At 42.8% G+C, this 18956-nt stretch carries 19 protein-coding genes and 1 other annotated feature (1 of these 20 running past the window's edge); of the genes, 3 read left to right on the top strand and 16 right to left on the bottom strand.

The window, feature by feature from the left end:
• Positions 1 to 93, bottom strand: a binding site (T-box leader) (it extends 146 nt beyond the left edge of the window).
• A 58-nt stretch (positions 94 to 151) separates the two neighbouring features.
• Positions 152 to 322 (bottom strand): YrzK family protein, encoded by a 171-nt coding sequence (locus NSQ76_RS13250; RefSeq protein WP_003216250.1) that lies wholly within the window; start codon positions 320 to 322, stop codon positions 152 to 154.
• 137 nt (positions 323 to 459) lie between these two features.
• Here NSQ76_RS13250 and NSQ76_RS13255 point away from each other — a divergent pair, with 137 nt between their 5' ends.
• Positions 460 to 2040 (top strand): SH3 domain-containing protein, encoded by a 1581-nt coding sequence (locus NSQ76_RS13255; protein WP_341054249.1) that lies wholly within the window; start codon positions 460 to 462, stop codon positions 2038 to 2040.
• A gap of 97 nt (positions 2041 to 2137) precedes the next feature.
• Here NSQ76_RS13255 and dtd read toward each other — a convergent pair whose 3' ends face one another.
• From dtd to NSQ76_RS13295, 8 genes are all read right to left on the bottom strand, one after another.
• Positions 2138 to 2581 (bottom strand): D-aminoacyl-tRNA deacylase, encoded by a 444-nt coding sequence (gene dtd / locus NSQ76_RS13260; RefSeq protein WP_024427859.1) that lies wholly within the window; start codon positions 2579 to 2581, stop codon positions 2138 to 2140.
• Positions 2582 to 2599: 18 nt separating this feature from the next.
• The gene (locus NSQ76_RS13265; RefSeq protein ID WP_024427858.1) at positions 2600 to 4810 is read right to left on the bottom strand and encodes a RelA/SpoT family protein; all 2211 of its coding nucleotides are present in this window, start codon (positions 4808 to 4810) and stop codon (positions 2600 to 2602) included.
• 142 nt (positions 4811 to 4952) lie between these two features.
• A complete protein-coding gene (locus NSQ76_RS13270; RefSeq protein ID WP_024423133.1) occupies positions 4953 to 5465 on the bottom strand; it encodes an adenine phosphoribosyltransferase in 513 nt (170 codons plus the stop codon).
• Between the two features lie 23 nt (positions 5466 to 5488).
• On the bottom strand, positions 5489 to 7813 hold the full coding sequence (gene recJ, locus NSQ76_RS13275; protein WP_212051562.1) for a single-stranded-DNA-specific exonuclease RecJ: 2325 nt from the start codon (positions 7811 to 7813) through the stop codon (positions 5489 to 5491).
• A gap of 81 nt (positions 7814 to 7894) precedes the next feature.
• Positions 7895 to 8245: a LapA family protein gene (locus tag NSQ76_RS13280; protein ID WP_024423135.1), complete on the bottom strand. Its 351-nt coding sequence runs from the start codon at positions 8243 to 8245 to the stop codon at positions 7895 to 7897.
• A 101-nt stretch (positions 8246 to 8346) separates the two neighbouring features.
• Complete coding sequence (locus tag NSQ76_RS13285) at positions 8347 to 8835, bottom strand: cation:proton antiporter regulatory subunit (RefSeq protein WP_024423136.1); 489 nt, start codon at positions 8833 to 8835, stop codon at positions 8347 to 8349.
• A gap of 187 nt (positions 8836 to 9022) precedes the next feature.
• A complete protein-coding gene (gene secDF, locus NSQ76_RS13290; protein ID WP_341054259.1) occupies positions 9023 to 11251 on the bottom strand; it encodes a protein translocase subunit SecDF in 2229 nt (742 codons plus the stop codon).
• A gap of 41 nt (positions 11252 to 11292) precedes the next feature.
• The gene (locus tag NSQ76_RS13295) at positions 11293 to 11589 is read right to left on the bottom strand and encodes a post-transcriptional regulator (protein ID WP_003216788.1); all 297 of its coding nucleotides are present in this window, start codon (positions 11587 to 11589) and stop codon (positions 11293 to 11295) included.
• A gap of 116 nt (positions 11590 to 11705) precedes the next feature.
• Between NSQ76_RS13295 and spoVB the strand changes: the two genes are divergently transcribed.
• Positions 11706 to 13256 (top strand): stage V sporulation protein B, encoded by a 1551-nt coding sequence (gene spoVB / locus NSQ76_RS13300; RefSeq protein WP_341054263.1) that lies wholly within the window; start codon positions 11706 to 11708, stop codon positions 13254 to 13256.
• Position 13257: 1 nt separating this feature from the next.
• Here the strand turns inward: spoVB and NSQ76_RS13305 are convergent, their stop codons facing one another.
• On the bottom strand, positions 13258 to 13920 hold the full coding sequence (locus tag NSQ76_RS13305) for a DUF421 domain-containing protein (protein ID WP_024423139.1): 663 nt from the start codon (positions 13918 to 13920) through the stop codon (positions 13258 to 13260).
• 152 nt (positions 13921 to 14072) lie between these two features.
• Here NSQ76_RS13305 and NSQ76_RS13310 point away from each other — a divergent pair, with 152 nt between their 5' ends.
• A complete protein-coding gene (locus tag NSQ76_RS13310) occupies positions 14073 to 14450 on the top strand; it encodes a TIGR04086 family membrane protein (protein ID WP_024423140.1) in 378 nt (125 codons plus the stop codon).
• Between the two features lie 48 nt (positions 14451 to 14498).
• Here NSQ76_RS13310 and yajC read toward each other — a convergent pair whose 3' ends face one another.
• The 6 genes from yajC to ruvA are packed head-to-tail and all read right to left on the bottom strand — an operon-like array spanning position 14499 to position 18867.
• Positions 14499 to 14765 carry a preprotein translocase subunit YajC gene (gene yajC / locus NSQ76_RS13315; RefSeq protein WP_008360993.1) on the bottom strand — a complete coding sequence of 89 codons (267 nt, stop codon included), beginning with the start codon at positions 14763 to 14765 and terminating at the stop codon, positions 14499 to 14501.
• A gap of 47 nt (positions 14766 to 14812) precedes the next feature.
• Entirely contained in the window at positions 14813 to 15958 is a 1146-nt protein-coding gene (gene tgt, locus NSQ76_RS13320) for a tRNA guanosine(34) transglycosylase Tgt (protein ID WP_024423141.1), read from the bottom strand.
• Positions 15959 to 15989: 31 nt separating this feature from the next.
• On the bottom strand, positions 15990 to 17018 hold the full coding sequence (gene queA, locus NSQ76_RS13325; RefSeq protein ID WP_024427855.1) for a tRNA preQ1(34) S-adenosylmethionine ribosyltransferase-isomerase QueA: 1029 nt from the start codon (positions 17016 to 17018) through the stop codon (positions 15990 to 15992).
• A gap of 34 nt (positions 17019 to 17052) precedes the next feature.
• Positions 17053 to 17253 (bottom strand): DUF2905 domain-containing protein, encoded by a 201-nt coding sequence (locus NSQ76_RS13330; RefSeq protein WP_012010741.1) that lies wholly within the window; start codon positions 17251 to 17253, stop codon positions 17053 to 17055.
• Complete coding sequence (ruvB, locus tag NSQ76_RS13335; protein WP_024423143.1) at positions 17246 to 18250, bottom strand: Holliday junction branch migration DNA helicase RuvB; 1005 nt, start codon at positions 18248 to 18250, stop codon at positions 17246 to 17248. The genes NSQ76_RS13330 and ruvB overlap by 8 nt, the downstream gene beginning before the upstream one ends.
• Positions 18251 to 18261: 11 nt before the next feature.
• Positions 18262 to 18867 carry a Holliday junction branch migration protein RuvA gene (ruvA, locus tag NSQ76_RS13340; RefSeq protein ID WP_024423144.1) on the bottom strand — a complete coding sequence of 202 codons (606 nt, stop codon included), beginning with the start codon at positions 18865 to 18867 and terminating at the stop codon, positions 18262 to 18264.
• Positions 18868 to 18956 lie beyond the last annotated feature (89 nt).

Genomic DNA, 18956 nt, shown 5'->3' on the forward strand with positions numbered 1-18956 from the left:
TCGTGATAAATGCCATGCGGATTCGCTTTCAGCCTAAGGCGAGTCCTCTCTGCTCACGCAATTTACCCTACTATTCTCTATCATCAGTTCCACATTTTAAATTTTCAAGTGTGTTGATTTATATTATAATAAGGTCGGTGCTGCCACTCTGTCAACCCTTGCCGTGCCTCTTTTTCTTTTCCAGCTCTTCTTTTGACGTACATCCGTATTCAGATGCGGTCTCTTCAAGGAAGCCTGGCTGATCCATTTCATCGTGCTGCCAGCGGTCGATATCACGATGTCCATTATATTGCACTCGTCCTAATTTTCTGCTTAATCTCATGTTTGTACATCCTTTTATCACATTTTTATTTAGTATAAACAGATTGATTCATTTTTATTAGGGAAACTGCAAGGAATTCATCCACTACATAACGAATTAACATTCATCGGTTTTACAAGGGAGGGGAAAACACCGTTTTGAATCTGAAAAAACACAATCAAATGATGATGCTGCTTACTTGTTTTGTTCTCATCGCGAGTTCTTTGCCTATGACACATGCTACAGCACAAACAGATCAAGCTGTTGTCGCAACAGATGAAATCAATGTGAGAACGGGCCCTGGTTTAAGCTATGGAATTGCAGCTGTTGTGAAACGCGGCGAAAGTTATCCTATTCTCACTGAACAAGGAGAATGGGTGCAGATCCAATTATCAAACGGACAAAAAGGCTGGGTCGTCTCATGGCTGATTACCACATCATCCGGCGCTCAAAAATCCGCGAAGCCAAAGGCGCAAGGTCAAAGCACGGCTGGAGGCAGTACAATTACATCGACAGCTTCCGATCTTCGCATCCGGACAGGCCCTGGGACTTCCTATCAAGTGATTGGTACTTTCCCGCAAGGCGCTACCGCTAAAAAGCTCGAGACAAGCGGCGAATGGACGAAAATTTCGTATAAACAAGCAGAAGGCTGGGTTCACTCTGATTATGTTTCAGGGGGGCAGAAAACTTCTCAATCAAGTTCCGGCGAGTCCTCTCGCTCTAACGAGACAGGCACAGTTGGCGTATCGAGCTTGAATGTACGACAATCGGCCGCACCAAATGCACAAGTCATCGCTTCTCTTGCCCGCAACACACAGATCACCATTTTGCGAGAGCAGAACGGCTGGTATGAAATTGAGGGGAAAGGCGTAAAAGGCTGGGTTGCAAGCTATTACATTGTCACAGGCAAAGGAGCAGGCTCTGCACCTGAAAAGAGTTCATCCTCTTCGGCTTCTGAGCAAAAAGCATACATTGTCTATGACGGCACCAACATTCGAAAAAGCGCTTCTACCTCTGCTGGGATTGCAGAAAGAGCAACAAAAGGAGCTGCCTATCACATTGTTCGGACGCAAGGTGACTGGTACGAGGTGACACTATCAAACGGCGGAACTGGCTACGTGGCGAGCTGGGTCGTTCAAACGAAGAAAAATAGCAGCGAAGCGCCAAGACCTCAGCAGGATTCATCGTCTGGAACTGGTTCTTTAAAAGGAAAAACGATTGTTCTTGATCCTGGTCATGGCGGAAAAGACAGCGGCACGATTGGCGCAGACGGTGCATTTGAAAAGAACATCACCATCAAAACCGCCAATTTACTGGCAGGCAAATTAAGGGCTTCTGGTGCAAATGTATATTTAACAAGAAGTGATGATACCTTTATCAGCCTTCAATCAAGGGTGGCAACCTCTCATTATCGAAATGCAGATGCATTTATTAGTCTTCATTATGATAGTTTTATGGACCAAAGTGTTAGAGGAAGTACTGCGTATTATTATCATGCAGCAAAAGATGAGCAGTTAGCGTCAAGCGTTCATTCCGAAGTCGCAAAACGCTCTCAAATCCCTGATAAGGGTGTCAAATTCGGAGATTACTTTGTTTTAAGAGAAAACAAACGCCCTTCCCTTTTATATGAACTCGGGTACTTAAGCAATCCACAGGAGGAAGCGATCATTTATAGCGCCTCTTACCAAGAACGAGTCACAGAAGGAATGACTGAAGGATTAAAACAATATTTCCGTTAAAAAGAAAGAGGCCTCTGCGCCTCTTTTTTGTTTGACCGCAAAAGAAAAAGACTCTAAACAAACTCCCGCATGAGTTCATCTACAGTCTAAAGAGAATCTATTCTTTGCTGTCCATCAAGATCGTGACCGGTCCTGAATTGGTCAATGACACGTCCATCATCGCACCAAAACGGCCAGTTTCGACATGGATGCCTTTTTCTCTAAGGGTTTTATTGAAACATTCGTAAAGCGAATTGGCTGCATCCGGCTTGGCGGCTTTCATAAAATTCGGCCGTCTGCCCTTTCTCGTATCACCATAAAGGGTAAATTGAGATACAGACAGAACGCTTCCTTTTATGTCCAATAATGAACGATTCATTTTCCCGTTTTCATCTTCAAAAATACGTAAATGTGCAAGCTTTTCAGCTAAGTAGAGCACATCTTCTTCTGTATCTTCGTGTGTGACACCAACAAGCACCATATAACCTTCGTTGATGGCACCTGTGATCTCTTCTTCTACTTTCACAGATGCATTTGTCACACGCTGCACAACAAGCCTCATAGACGATATACTTCCTTTCTAATTCATGAATCGGCGAACAGAGTAAATGTCTTTGATTTGCTTAATGCGTTCGACTACTTTGTGCAAATGGTTAATATTTTGGATAAAGATCGCCATATGGATCGTCGCCACTTTGTTACGGTCAGACTTCCCAGAAACAGAGGAGATGTTCGTTTTGGTTTCGTTGACTGCTTGAAGCACCTCATTGAGTAAGCCGCGTCTATCATATCCTAATATTTCAATTTCCACATTGTATTCTTTACGGTTTTGAGCAGGCTGCTCATGCTCCCACTCGACCGGAATTAACCGCTCCTGTGCTTCTCCTGTCTTTACGTTCGGACAGTCCTCGCGGTGAACAGATACACCTCGGCCCTTCGTAATAAAACCGACAATGCTATCACCCGGAACAGGATTACAGCACTTAGATAAGCGGACAAGCAGGTTATCAATCCCTTTGACCCTTACGCCAGCTTCCCGTTTTTTCCCGTGATACGTCTTTGGTTCCACCGTCACTTCTTGAACGGTTTTCTCTTGCTCTTCTTGGTCTCTTTGTTTTCTTTCTTTTTCCGTTAAACGATTGGCGACCTGCAATGCAGTAATGCCGTTATATCCAACAGCTGCATACATGTCCTCTTCGTTTGAAAAATTAAATTTGTCAGCCACTTTTTGCAGGTTTTCAGCGGTCAGAATGTCTTTCACATCAAACTCAAGGTTTTTGATTTCTTTTTCCACGAGCTCTCGGCCTTTTTCGACATTTTCTTCACGGCGCTGTTTTTTGAAAAACTGTCTGATCTTGTGCTTCGCTTGGGAGGTTTGGGCAAGCTTGACCCAATCCTGACTTGGCCCGTAGCTGTGCTTTGATGTCAGAATTTCAATAATGTCACCTGTTTTTAGTTTGTGATCGAGTGTGACCATCTTGCCATTGACCTTGGCACCGATCGTCTTATTCCCAATTTCCGAGTGAATCCGGTAAGAGAAATCAATCGGAACTGAGCCCGACGGCAGTTCAATGACGTCTCCTTTTGGCGTAAACACAAACACCATATCAGAGAAGAGATCGATCTTTAACGACTCCATAAATTCTTCTGCATCTGTGGATTCATTTTGGAATTCAAGAATTTCTCTAAACCAAGAAAGTTTCTTCTGGAAGACCGCTTCTTCCGTTGATTCTGCTGACTCTTTGCCTTCTTTGTATGCCCAGTGTGCCGCAATCCCGTATTCTGCAATTTCATGCATTTCCACTGTACGGATCTGAACTTCAAGCGGATCACCTTTTGGCCCAATCACCGTTGTATGAAGAGACTGGTACATGTTCGGCTTTGGCATCGCAATATAATCCTTAAATCTGCCCGGCATCGGCTTCCAGCATGTATGGATAATTCCGAGCACCGCATAACAGTCTTTAATGCTGTCGACCAAAATACGAACGGCAAGCAGATCATAAATTTCATTAAACTGCTTATTTTGCAAGACCATTTTGCGATAAATGCTATAAATATGTTTTGGTCTGCCAGAAAATTCAGCCTTGATGTTCACCTCAGACACGCGGTCTTTCACTTCATTGACAACCTCGTCCAAGTATTCCTCACGTTCCGCTCGTTTGCGCTTCATCAGATTCACAATCCGGTAATATTGCTGCGGATTTAAATAGCGGAGTGCTGTATCTTCAAGCTCCCACTTAATCTTTGAAATCCCTAATCTGTGCGCAAGCGGTGCAAAGATTTCAAGTGTTTCATTTGAAATTCTCCGCTGCTTTTCCTGCGGAAGGTGTTTGAGCGTTCTCATATTATGAAGACGGTCTGCCAGCTTAATCAAGATCACGCGAATATCCTGCGCCATTGCAACAAACATTTTTCGATGGTTTTCGGCCTGCTGTTCTTCTTGTGATTTATATTTAATCTTCCCGAGCTTTGTGACACCATCAACAAGCATTGCTACTTCTTCGTTAAAATGCTCTTTTAAATCCTGTAATGTCACATCTGTATCCTCAACTACATCGTGCAGGAAACCGCCTGCAATGGTTGATGGGTCCATTTCAAGGTCAACAAGAATACCCGCCACTTGAATTGGATGGATAATATAGGGCTCACCAGATTTCCGGTATTGCTCCTTGTGTGCATTTTCAGCATATTCATATGCTCGCTCTATAAATTGAATATGTTCAGCGGACAGGTATTCTCTTGCCTTGTCAATGACCTGCTGCGCCGTTAAAACTTGTTCGTTCGCCATGGAATCACCTTTTTAAATGAAAACTGTATTGTAGTTTATTATCAAGAAAAATTCGATAGATGTAAAGAGAAGAAGTCCGCTAAAAGATTTTTGATAGGAAAAAAGCACCCTTCTTACTGAGTGCTTTTTACGAAAAACTCCATTAGTATTGCATTAACGTCATGATGTCGTAGCCGTCAAGCTTCTTTCTGCCGTCCAGATACGTCAGCTCAATCAAAAATGCAATCCCTGCCACAACGCCGCCTAATTCCTCTACAAGCTTGATGGACGCTTCAATTGTTCCACCAGTTGCCAGTAAGTCATCAGTAATCAGGACACGCTGACCAGGACGAATCGCATCTTTATGAATCGTTAATACATCTTTACCATATTCCAAGCCGTAATCGACTTTAATGACTTCACGAGGAAGCTTTCCTTCTTTACGAACCGGTGCAAAACCTACACCAAGTGCGTATGCTACAGGGCAGCCAATAATGAATCCACGCGCTTCAGGTCCAACAATGAGATCAATGTCTCTTTCCTTCGCGTATTCAACGATTTGATCCGTTGCATAACGGTACACTTCGCCTTTATCCATTAACGTTGTAATATCTTTAAATTGTACACCTTCCTTTGGGTAGTCAGGTACAACTGTCACATATTGTTTTAAATCCATCTTTTCCTTTTCCTCCTCGTACGTCAAAGCACAGGTGAGACTTCGCTCATCATGCTATTCAGCCATTCCTTCAGCTCTTTAGCTGAGGAATATGTTAGTGTTTGATCGAGTTCCATCAATCGTTGTTTTGCTGTATAGGACGCTGACGCCGTTAAATCTTTTTTAGGGGCATCAAGTACTATTGACAGCACACCATTCTCTATTTTAACAAAACCGAGTTCAAAAAACACCTTTGTCATAAAAATGATTGTATCTTTTGTCCAGCCTCTATGTTTGGCAAGCTCCATTCCTTGTTCTTTGATAGGAAAACTTCCCCGTTTAAACAAGAACCCATAAAACCATTTGAATTGGTCACGGCTTGGGAAAGAGGACATAAAATGATCTTCTTTTCTTTGAAAAACCGTATAAATTCTCGCAGGCTTTTGATTTTCTAAAAGCTGCTTCAGCAATTGCTCATCTGCGGGAACATCTGTAAAGACCACATACTTTCCTTGTACATCAAATGTTGATACATTTTCTGCATGAACATGATGAATGGGGAGATCGACGTCCTGTTTTGTTGCTTCATCAAAACAGACAACCAATGATTTTTCTGAATCAAGTGTCGAAACTTTCTTCTCCCAATCCTTTTTCCCGCGCAGATCAAACAGCTGCCATTCATCAACTCGTGCATCTTTTAACATCAGCTGGGGCTTCTTCCGGTTATTCCATTCATTGACCGACATTTCTCCAATCACAGAAATGCGGCTTCCTGGAACAATCTCCTCTTTTAATTTCCCTTGGTGAAAGCCAACACAGTCAAGCAGTGTATCTTCGTCTTTCAGAGACATTTTAATATGGTTGTGATTTGCCCCAATCGTTCGGATATCTTCAAGCTTTGCATCTTCAATCATAATGAACGGTTTTGGGTTTGACATACCAAATGGTGACAGCATCCCCGCTTCTTCAATCGCTTGAACCGTCAATTCGTCTACCTTGCACACGGCATCGACCCGCTGAATTGGAATAAAATCTTCTTCCGTCAATGTTTCATTTGCATATTGATTTAATCTTTCCCTTAGTAAAGATACATCATCCGCTCGAAGTGTCATCCCTGCTGCCATCGGATGCCCGCCGAAATGCGGCAGGATGTCGCGGCATTTGCTTAGATGGAAAAATAGATCGAAGCCAGGAATACTCCGGGCTGATCCTTTTGCCATTTGCGTCTCTTCATCTATTCCAAGCACAATCGCCGGACGAGAAAAAGTATCCGTCAATTTAGAGGCAACAATTCCGACAACGCCCGGATTCCAGCCAGCTTTCGCTACAACAATCGCAGACTGGTCATCACCTGCCTCTTCCACCATTTGAATGGCTTCTTCTGTGATCGTACTGACAATCTTTTGTCGTTCTTTATTCAGTTCCTGTACAAAACGAGCGAGCTCTTCTGCTTCATCCTTATCCTCAGTCATCAGAAGATGAACGGCTGGATCTGCCTGTTCAATTCGCCCAACAGCATTCAGCCTTGGCGCAATTTGAAAGCCGACCGTTTCCTCGCTCGCTTCTTCTAGAGTGGCTCCCGCTTCTTTCAATAACGCTTTCAGCCCCGGTCTATTCGACTGCCGAAGCTGCATAAGGCCTTTTTTGGCGAGCCATCTATTCTCATCGTGAAGCGGTACGAGATCCGCGATTGTCCCGATTGCTGCAAGATCTAACAGCTGAACTGGTAGCTCTCCAAGAAGTGCATGCGCCACTTTAAACGCGACACCTACACCAGCAAGTTCTTTAAAGGGATATTCACAGCCAGGCTGCTTAGGATGGACAATGGCCAGTGCCTCAGGCAGCTCCTCACTTGGTTCATGGTGATCTGTAATGATCAGGTCTAACCCTATTTCTTTTGCAATACGTGCTTCATTTACAGCAGCAATGCCTGTATCGACCGTGATGACAAGCGATGCTCCTTGCTCCTTGATATATCGAAAAGCCTGTTCATTAGGTCCATAGCCTTCTTTAAATCGATCTGGAATATAAAAGTCTACTATCGCAGACCGCTCTTTTAATGTATGTAAAAGTACAGACGTACTTGTCACACCATCTGCATCATAGTCTCCGAAGATCACAATCGATTCCTGCTCTTCGATCGCTTTGTTGATGCGCTCTACTGCTTCTTTCATTCCTTTTAATAGGAATGGATCATGAAATTCGGCTTTTTGATCAAATAAAAAAGACCTCGCCTCTTCTACTTCTTCAAATCCTCTTTTTACGAGAAGCGATGCAGTCAGCGCTGAAATATTCAGATTTTCAGAGAGTGATTTCACTTTTTCTTCGCTTGGATGTTCATATTCCCAGCGCATTTTGGATAATAACATAAATTCACCCCTCAACCACACTATTATACTAGAGTGGCCTGAGGGGTTTCAATTTTTATTTTATGAAATTGTGCTGGAAGATTATTTTTCCTTTCGGTCAAATGATGCTGGCTGTTCTTTTAAAGGCGTGACATGAGATTTTTTTTGAAGATCTTTGTCTGCCTTTTTCGTCGAAGCAGCAGGTGCAGCGGCTGCACGCTCAGCTTTTAGTGCCTTTAGTTCACGTTTCAATTTCACAATTTGGAAGATCCCTGCAAATGCCACAATCAGTCCGCCCATTAAAACTGAACCGATAATGACAAGGATCAGCGGCCATTCAGCCGTTCCAAATAAGTAGTGTACCTCGACAGGCCGTACATTAATCACGGCAAATACTGAGACAATTAATACGAAAATAAATGCGAGTATGATGGTCCATTGTTGTTTATTCATCTACAAATCCCCCAAGCTTTTTCTTTTATTCTTCCCTTTTCACTGCCTTTTTTAAACACCGAAAGAAAGCAGTGGAAGAAAACCTATCAGCATGGGCATGATCAGCTGCTGAGTTTTTCTTTAATCAGATTCTTTAATTCTTTTCTTTCTCCAGAAATGACAAGGGTATCCCCTTCTTCGATGATGGTATCTGGTCCTGGATTTAAAATCTTCTCATGTGATTTTCTCACAATGGCGATGACTGTTACTTGATAGTTTTGGCGAACATTGAGGTCACCGATGCTTTTCTGAACAGCTGGTGCATTCTTTTCAATTTTAAACCATTCAATCACCAGTTCATCAATGGCTACCTCTACGGTTTCAAGCGCTTTCGGCTTATAGACCATGCCGCCTAAAATAGCCGCGATTTGTCTTGCTTCTTCATCGTTTAGCAGGATGCCAGAAATCGTTTCTTCGTGGTCGTCCTCCTGAAAATGATACATTTCTCTTCTGCCGTCATCATGTGTAATGATGGCAAGCTTCTCATTATTTCTTGTGATCATTTCGGCTTTATGACCGATACCTGGCAGTTCAGTTTCCCGAACCTTCATAACAGCCCCTCCAATGAATAAAGCCAAATGCCCTAAACAGACACTTGCTTTCTATACTGGTCTAAACGTAAGTCATTATAGCAAAAGACCATTTCAAGATCAATGAAACCCAAAATGTTTTTTCAAAGCGTCTACTTTTCGGGAAAAAACGATAGAAAAAGACTGCCGAAAAGGCAGTCTTTCTAGATTAAATATCTTGATCTGTATCTATCTTAGCTGGTTTTTTCAGCTCACGGCCTTTCCACATCAGCCAAATTTGTGCCGCGATGTAAAGGGATGAGTATACCCCTGTTAATAAGCCGACAAGTAAGGCGATGGAGAAGTTTGTAATCGACGCTGATCCGAAGATAAGCAGTGCGATAACAACGACAACTACAGTCAGCACCGTGTTGACAGATCGCGTAAAGGTTTGCTGTAAGCTTAAGTTCACAATGTACGATAGATCTTCAATGGTTTTCGGTTTACGTTTCTTCATTTGTTCACGAACCCTGTCGAAGGTAACGATCGTGTCGTTGATCGAGTATCCAATGACTGTGAGGATCGCGGCAATGAAGGTGACATCCACCTCTAAGCGCGTAATACTAAAGAAGGCGACAATAAAGAATGCATCGTACAGCAATGAGGCAATCGCCGCAATCGCCATTTTATATTCAAAGCGGATGGATACATATATAATGATCCCAATTGAAGCAATGATGACGGCATATAGCGCATTACGGGCAAGCTCTTTTCCGACAGTCGGTGATACTGTACTTACGTTCGGCTCAGTGCCGTATTTATCTTTGAAGTAATCTTTTACTTCAGCAATTTTTTCTTTATTCGGCACACCGACAAATCGAACCGCTGCCTGATTTTCATTTTGCCCCGATAGCACAACACTGTCTGCTTCAAGGTCAAGCTTTTTAAAGTCTTCCTCTACTTGTGCAGTTGTCAGCTTGTGATCGCTTTGAACATCAATTCTCGTTCCACTAGCAAAGTCAATACCAGCATTAAGCTTGAAGATCGAAAGGACGATGATTCCCGCAATGGTAACAGCTATTGAGAAAATCATAAAGCCTTTACGTTTGCTGACGAAATCCCATTTATCAAATGGCGTTTTCGGTTCGGTATTTTCTGTTGTTTCGTGGATATTCATGATGTCTTTTTTGCGGACACCAAACCAGCCTTTTTTGCGGTCAAGCGCGCGGCTCTCTACAAGCAGTCCAAGAAGGAATCTTGATAGGAAAACAGCTGTGATAAAGCTTGTTAAAATTGAGAGGATGAGCATCGTTGCAAATCCTTTTACAGAGCTTGTCCCGAAGAAGAACAGCACTCCGCCGGCAATAATACTTGTTAAGTTGGCATCAAAGATGGTCGCAAATGATCTGCGGTTCCCTGATCTAAAAGCAGACCGGACAGATTTGCCGAGTTTCAGCTCTTCTTTGATCCGCTCATAAGTAATAATGTTGGCATCGACAGCCATCGCTACCCCTAGAATCAGTGCAGCAATTCCAGGCAGTGTCATGACCGCACCCATCCAGTCAAACACTTGCAGCGTAATGTAGATATAAGCTGAGAGTGTGATGACTGCAATAAGACCAGGTAATCGGTAATAAAACAGCATGAATAAGAAGATAAATGCGATTCCTACTATTCCTGCGAACACTGTTTCGTTCAGTGCTTGTTCACCAAACTGTGCACTTACAGATGTGGAATATTTTTCTGTTAATTTTACTGGCAATGCACCAGCATTTAAAATACTTGCAAGGTCTTTTGCCTCTTGGACAGTAAATTTCCCTTCAATTTGTACGTCACTGCTGTTAATCTCTTGATTCACATTTGGTGCAGATACATACTTGTGGTTTGATTTTGAGACTTCTTTTTTGAAGGAATCTCCTTTGTCGTAATCAAGCCAAATGACAAGCTGATTATTTGGTGCCATCGCTGCTACTTTTCTTGTGACGTCACCAAATTTTTTCGCATCTTTTAGTTTAACCGTCACAATTGGCTCATTCGTTTGACTGAATGTTTGTTTTGCACTATTTTCGACTAGGTCAGCCCCGTTAAGGAGTTCTTTATCATTCGTATCTCTGAAGGATAGCTGCGCTTCAGTGGAAAGAATTTCCCTTGCTCTGTTTTGATCTTTTACCCCCGCAAGCTGCACGCGGATACGGTTGTTGCCTTCAATCGAGATGTTCGGCTCACTTACACCAAGCACGTTCGCTCTTCGGTTAAGAGCCTCCACTGTACTAACGAGAACACTATTTGTGATCTTGTCCTCTTTTTTCACTGGATGTACTTCATACAGGACTTCAAATCCACCCTGTAAATCCAGCCCTAGCGTCATATCTTTCGCAACAGGCTTTGTCAGTAAGCCCACGCCAGTTCCGATTAACAGAACCACTAAGAAAAACGCAAGAATGCGCCCTTTTTTCATTATGTATTTCCTCCTTAAACACCTAAATCCATTAAGATGGCTTATTTCAACAGTTCATCAAGCATATTCTTGCCATCTTCACTGTCCAAAAAAGCAGACGTTTTAAACGACTGAACGGTTGCATAGTTCATAAATTCGCCTATTTTCACAGATAAAATATCTGCAACCATTTCATGAATCGGATACTCTTGTTTTTTCTTCCACTTCTTATTCTCTAAGTATGACCATAATTCCTCTAAATCTACATCTTTATAGCCCAAAACGATGAATTCTTCAAGCTTACTGAACAGAAAAGGCTTTAAATGGTCTTTGTAAATAGCAGCTGGGTGTTGTGTCATTGCGTAGCTCCCCCTTTTCAGTTTTTTATCGAGAGACTTGTCATGCTTGGACGATATACACGCATATCTTATTGTATATGATTCTATGTCGTTTGAGAAGGCAGGTGATCTGTGATTTGACGAAGCAAACGTTTTTAAAGGGGACCATTATTTTAATTTTAGCAGGTTTTATCACGAGAATATTGGGTTTTGTCAATCGAATTGTCATTGCGAGGTTCATTGGCGAAGAAGGGGTCGGGCTTTATATGATGGCTGCACCAACCTTTTTTCTCGCCGTGACGCTCACACAATTCGGACTGCCTGTCGCCATTAGTAAGCTTGTCGCAGAAGCAGAAGCCCGGGGTGACAAACAGAAAACAAAACGTATTCTGGTCATGTCCCTTGCGATAACAGGAACACTCAGTCTGATTTTCACGCCGCTCTTTTTATGGTTTGCGCCCATCATGGCAGAAAATATGCTGACAGACCCTAGAACGGTCTATCCACTGCTGGCTATTACACCTGTCGTACCAGTCATCGCCATTTCCAGTGTGTTAAGAGGCTATTTCCAGGGCAGACAGCAAATGAGTCCGCTTGCGATGTCTCAAGTTCTGGAGCAGGTCGCAAGAATTTCGCTAGTGGCGGGATGTACAACGGCTTTCCTTCCTTACGGGATTGAATTTGCGGCAGCAGGTGCGATGGTGTCATCTGTGATTGGAGAGATGATTTCCCTTGCTTACTTACTGATCGCCTTTCGCTATAAAAAGACCATTCGTATTCGAAAACGATTTTTTAAAGCGATTCATGACGGGAAGGACACATTTAAACAGCTGATGAGCATTGCCCTGCCAACAACAGGCAGCCGTTTTATCGGGAATATTTCGTGGTTTTTAGAGCCGATTGTTGTCGCGCAAAGTCTTGCCATTGCTGGTTATGCGGCTGTAGAGGCGACAAGACAGTACGGGGAGTTGACCGGGCTTGCTCTGACCCTTTTGACACTGCCTAGTTTTATTACGTATTCACTCTCCACTGCATTAGTTCCGGCGATCAGTGAAGGAATGGAGCAGAACAAACGTAAAACGGTCGAATACCGCCTGAAGCAGGCGATGCGCCTATGTTTACTCAGCGGAGGCATTTCATGTATTATTCTTTTCGTTTACGCCGAAGATTTAACGCTCTTTATGTATGGTTCATCGCACGCGGCCATTTATGTGAAATTCATGGCGCCATTTTTCCTTCTATATTATTTTCAGGGGCCCCTTCAAGCCGTGCTTCAAGCACTCAATTTAGCTGGTGCGGCGATGACCAACAGCCTGATTGGCGCTATTGTAAAAACAGGGATGATTTTTGTTCTTGCTTCACAGCCAGGCTTTGGCATTATGGGCGCTGCACTTGCGATATTAATCGGTATCATCCTTGTCACACTGCTCCATGCGGCAACTGTTGGAAAGGTGCTGCCTATTCATTTACCATTAAAGGAATATGGACTATGCGTCCTTGTGATTATCAGTACAGGTGCTGTCAGCCTTTGGCTGAAATCTCAAGTAAATGGACTCTTTTCTGCTCCTATTGAACTTGTGACGCTCATTTTTGTTACGTGCACGCTGTATGTCATTCTATTAATCTGCCTAGGTCTAGTGAAACGAGAAGAGCTGCGCCGCATCCCGTTCATTGGGAAGCTGTTTTAGCTCATCTCTTTTTGATCACTTCATCTTTCAAATCAATATAAAATGTTTTTTGATTAAAGCTGCAGTAAGAGATTTGTTCGATATCATGATAGCCTCTTTTAGCAAGCTCATCTTTCAGCCACTGTTCATTTTGATTGATTTGCTTTAGGTGGTCATGCTGCACCACACCATCCGCAACAAGTGGAAGCTCAAGCGCTGCATGTTTGCGCTTGTTTTCTTTTTCGACGACGGCGAGCTTTCCAGACGGCTCTAAAATGGCGTAAGAGACATCCTGAATGCTGTCGATGTTATTTTCTCTTAATTGAATGAGCAGATCATCAAAATTGTATCGCTGTTTTCTCATTGCACCTTCGTCTATTTTCCCATTGATGATAAGCAGGGCCGGTTTTCCGTCAAGAAAGCGCCGGACACCTTGAAATTTTAATGAGAGGTAGGCAAGTGTGATTTGAATGAAGGTTAACAGCAGGATTGGCCATACCGTATGTAACATGTTATCCTCTACTTCTTCTATGGCGAGAACCGCAATTTCTGCGATCATCATAAAAATGACTAGATCTAAAATGCTCAGCTCGCCAATTTCCCTTTTGCCCATTAAGCGAAATATAAACCAAATAAGAAAATATAAGATGATGGTTCTCATGGAAATGATCAAGATGTCCTGCATGTGATGTAAACCCTCCTTCTCCAACATAGCTTGTGTCAAAACACTTTATTTATGTAGAAAAGAAACGTCTGAAACATGTCTATTTTTTCTTCACTGTGAATACATTTTAGTAAAAGACAAGCTTCGTTCAATTGGAGAGGAGACGAATCTACATGCAGGAAACGAAACAAATTGGAAAAGGCATTTTATCCGGCTTAATTGCCATTTTTATCGTGATGGTTGTCACCAGTTTACTTGTGTCGCTCATGCTTACATTCACAAGTATGCAGGAATCATCATTTAAATGGATGATTATGATTTTGTCCTTTGCTGCCCTTTTATTAGGAGGCATCATTTCTGGTGGGAAAGCAAAGGAGCGCGGCTGGCTGATTGGTGCGGTCACATCTATCATTTTTTCTCTCACTGTCTTTTTATTTCAATATTTGGGGTTTGGAAAAACGTTTTCACCAGAGCAGTTTATCTATCATGGAGCATTTTTAGGCATTTGTATGCTGGGGGGAATGATTGGCGTCAATCTTCGAGGCAAATAAAAAAAGAGCGGTCATATCGCTCTTTTTTTATGGCTATGTATCAGAGGATTAGCCTTTGTCAGCTAATTCTCTAATAGCACGACGATCGAAAGTTAAACGGTTGTTTTCGCTTGTTTTGATGACCACTTTTGATTCATCAATTGAGTCGATTTCACCGTGTAAACCACCGATTGTGACGATTTTATCGCCTTTTGATAAAGATTGCTGCATCTGACGCACAGCTTTCTGTTGCTTTTGCTGTGGACGGATTAACAAGAAGTAAAGCACAGCAAACATGACAACAATCATAATGATTGAACCCATACCACCATCCATTCTATTTCACCCCTTTCTAAAGCATTGTAAAGCCTTTCGTTTATGCGTTAAAAGTTTTTCGCATTCGGTTTGTTAAAGCCGTAACGCTCAAAAAACTCTTCTTTAAAATCACCTAAACGATCCTCACGGATAGCTTCTCTCACTTGCTCCATTAATTTTAACAGAAAATGAAGATTATGATAAGTTGTTAATCGAATTCCGAACGTTTCATTTGTTCGAATTAAATGTCTAATATAGGCGCGTGTATAGTTTTTACATGTATAGCAGTCGCAGTTTTCATCGATTGGTCTAAAGTCACGCTCATATTTTGCATTTTTCACAACAAGACGGCCTTCACTTGTCATTAAGGTACCGTTCCTTGCAATTCGCGTCGGCAGTACGCAATCAAACATATCTACACCGCGAATGGCGCCGTCAATTAAGGAATCTGGTGAGCCGACACCCATTAAGTACCTCGGTTTGTCTGCTGGTAAGAATGGTGTTGTAAATTCAAGTACACGATTCATCACATCTTTTGGTTCCCCTACAGATAAGCCTCCGATGGCGTAGCCTGGGAAATCAAGTGAAACAAGGTCTTTTGCACTTTGTTTTCGAAGCTCTTCGTATTCTCCGCCTTGGACAATCCCAAACAGCCCTTGATCTTCAGGACGCTGGTGCGCTGTTAGACAGCGCTCTGCCCACCTGCTTGTCCGCTCCACAGAACGTTTCATGTAATCGTACTCTGCAGGATACGGCGGGCATTCATCAAATGCCATCATAATATCAGAGCCAAGTGCATTTTGGATGTCCATCGCTTTTTCAGGAGATAGGAACAGCTTGTCTCCGTTTAAATGATTACGGAAGTGAACGCCTTCTTCTTCAATTTTTCTAAATTCACTCAATGAAAAAACTTGGAATCCGCCTGAATCAGTTAGAATGGCTCGATCCCAGTTCATAAATTTGTGCAGACCGCCTGCTTCTTTTACGATATCGTGACCTGGACGGAGCCATAAGTGGTACGTATTGCTTAAGATGATGCCTGCATCCATTGCCTTTAATTCTTCAGGCGCCATTGTCTTGACTGTAGCCAGTGTACCTACTGGCATAAATACAGGTGTTTCAAATGAGCCGTGCGGTGTATGAACGCGGCCAAGACGTGCACCTGTTTGTTTGCATGATTTAATGAACTCATAACGTATCGGTAATTGCGACAAAAATGAGCCCTCCTGTCTTCGTTGTATAATGTTATTGAATCAGCATGGCATCGCCAAAGCTGAAGAATCGGTATTCCTCTTTCACAGCCTCATTGTACGCTTTTAGTACGTGCTCTCGTCCAGCTAATGCGCTGACAAGCATAATTAACGAGGATTTTGGCAGATGGAAATTCGTGATCATGCCATCAATTGCCTTGAATGTGTAGCCAGGGTAAATAAAGATCGACGTCCAGCCGCTCGAGGCTTTGAACTCACCATCATGTGCACTTGCAATGGTTTCAAGCGTTCTTGTCGACGTTGTGCCGACTGAAATAATCCGTCCGCCTTCATTGCGAACGCGATTAAGCTCATCAGCTGTTTCTTCATTCATTTCATAAAACTCTGCGTGCATTTCGTGTTCTTCAATACGTTCTGCACTTACCGGACGAAACGTGCCAAGCCCTACGTGCAGCGTAATGAAAGCAATGTGTACACCTTTCGCTTTCAGCGCATCCAGCAGCTCGGTTGTAAAGTGGAGACCGGCAGTTGGCGCAGCAGCGGAGCCAACCTCTTTTGAATAAACGGTTTGATAGCGTTCACGGTCGTCAAGCTGCTCTTTAATATATGGAGGCAGCGGCATTTCACCAAGGGATTCAAGCACTTCATAAAAAATGCCTGTATATTGAAACTCGACTTTTCTTCCACCATGTTCCATTTCCTCTGTACATACAGCTTGGAGCCGTCCATCACCAAACGTGATAACCGTCCCTTTTTTCACCCGTTTGGCTGGTTTGACAAGTGTTTCCCATTTGTCTCCTTCTTCTTGTTTCAATAGAAGAAGTTCAACTTTGGCACCTGTATCCTCTTTCATCCCAAACAGACGTGCAGGCAGAACGCGCGTGTTGTTTAGAACGAGACAATCACCCTTTTGAAAATAATCGATGATTTGTGAGAATGTATCATGTGTAATCGCACCCGTTTGTTTGTTTAAGACCATCAGTCTTGATGCATCTCTTTTTTCAAGCGGCACTTGTGCAATTAATCTTTCTGGTAAATCAAAATCAAATAGTTCTAGCTTCATTTCCTTCACCTATTCTGTAGTTAACTAGTTAACGTTATTTCATCCGTCCAAAGATATTCAGTAATATGGTCAGTACGATACTAATGACGATGCAGGTAATGACAGGAAAAAAGAACGTTACATTCCCTTTTTTCACAAAAATATCACCTGGAAGCTTACCAACCAATTGAAACACTAATCCTGCGGCAAAAAGGACACCACCTAAAATCATTAATATTTTAGGGAATTCAGTCACGAATCGGAACCTCCATTTGAAAATGTTCATACGCTTCTCTTGTGACGACACGTCCTCTTGGCGTTCTTTGCAGGAAACCAATTTGCAGTAAGTACGGTTCGTACACATCTTCAATCGTATGTGATTCTTCTCCTATTGTCGCTGAGATCGTATCAAGCCCAACAGGACCGCCTCTAAATTTTTCGATCATACTTAAAAGGAGCTTATGGTCTATATGATCGAGGCCTAGCCTGTCGACTTGAAGACGCTCAAGGGCATCTTCCGCAATGTCCTGCGTAATGGCATGATTCCCAAGCACCTGCGCAAAATCTCTTACTCTTCTGAGCAAACGATTGGCAACCCTCGGTGTTCCCCGGGAACGTCTCGCAATCTCTTCGGCAGAGCGAATATCGATCCCAATCTCAAACAGCTCGGCTGTTCTTGCCACAATGTGAGCCAAATCTCTTTGCTCATAGTATTCCAATCTTGCATGTACCCCAAACCTATCACGAAGCGGCGCTGTTAACAGCCCGACACGAGTCGTTGCACCTACAAGCGTAAATGGCGGTAAATCAAGCCGTACAGAGCGTGCTGTATCTCCTTTTCCAATAACAATATCTAAACAAAAATCCTCCATTGCTGGGTACAGCACTTCTTCAATTGAGCGCTGCAAGCGGTGAATTTCATCAATAAACAATACATCACCTGGCTCTAGAGATGTTAAGATGGCTGCCAAATCACCAGGACGCTCAATCGCTGGTCCTGACGTTGTACGCAGCTGAACATTCATTTCATTGGCAATGATCGATGCAAGCGTTGTTTTCCCAAGTCCAGGAGGTCCATATAAAAGGACGTGATCAAGCGTTTCCTGCCGCATGCGGGCAGCTTCAATAAATACGCTGAGGTTATCCTTTACTTTTTGCTGACCGATATATTGGCTAAGTGTCTGTGGCCGCAGACTTTGCTCAATGGCTGATTCATGGTTGTCTGCTTCAGTTGAGACGAGCCGTTCATCCATGAGACATCACCCTATTTCAACATTTTTTGTAAAGCTTTTTTCACATATTGATCGGTTGTGAGATTCTTTTCTTCTTTTAATAATGGAAGAACCTTTTTGATTTCACGATCACCGTATCCAAGGACACTTAAGGCTTCAAGTGCTTCATCTAATGCAGTTTGCTGCGTTTCGACCTGAATGTGGTCCTCGTGATTAAATAAGTTGCCAATCATTTCTGGCACCACATCTGCCAGTTTTCCTTTTAGATCCAGAATGATTTGACGTGCTGTTTTTTTGCCCACACCAGGGAATTTAATCAGGAAGGCTTCATCTTCACGTTCTATCGCTGAAATGACAGCGCCAGGATCACCGGAAGCAAGAATCGCGAGTGCACCCTTTGGCCCAATTCCTGTGACATTTAACAGTTTTGTGAACAGCGCTTTTTCTTCTCGTGTTTGAAAACCGTATAACGAAAAGGCGTCTTCCTTTATGTAATGATACGTATAAATCGTTTCTTGTTTATTTACTCGATAGATAAACGGGTTTGGGGTATAGACTTGATATCCCACTCCGCCGTTTTCAATGACAACATATTGCGGGCACACATAATCAATGGTCCCTTTTACAAACTCTATCACCGTTTTCACCTCTTTGACTGTTCTTCATTGTAACATAAATCGAAGAGAAAACCGCAATAAAAGTTAACATACGTTCGCTCAGTACATTT

The sequence above is a fragment of the Bacillus sp. FSL M8-0256 genome, from assembly GCF_038005765.1.
Taxonomy (GTDB): domain Bacteria; phylum Bacillota; class Bacilli; order Bacillales; family Bacillaceae; genus Bacillus; species Bacillus safensis.